Source organism: Paenibacillus sp. LS-5 (assembly GCF_056121505.1).
The window spans coordinates 1-244 of sequence record NZ_JBWAVA010000120.1 but is presented as its reverse complement, the minus strand read 5'-3'; the positions used below and the strand labels follow the sequence as shown (position 1 = coordinate 244).

Here is a 244-nt window from a genome sequence, read left to right as displayed (position 1 = left end):
AAGCCGGTGCAGCTCCCACCCGAGCGACCGCAGACGCACGCCCAGGTCGAATTCCTCATAGCCGTGCAGATTGCGGTCGGAGAAATAGCCGGCCTCCGCAATGGCAGCACGGCGGTAAAGGCCACCGCCATTCATGCGGTCAATCGATCCCGTCCGGTTTTCCGGCGACACGCGGCGCACCCGGCGGGTGAATTCGAGATTGTCGACATTCATTTCCACCACATGTCCCGTCACCCCCGCAACC

1 protein-coding gene is annotated in these 244 nt (G+C 63.1%); it reads right to left on the bottom strand.

What is annotated here, in order from left to right:
- Nucleotides 1-222, bottom strand: a 222-nt coding sequence (locus AC0MA3_RS26710) for a glycosyltransferase family 2 protein (protein ID WP_474658381.1), incomplete at its 3' end; no start/stop codon positions are given.
- Nucleotides 223-244: the final 22 nt, after the last annotated feature.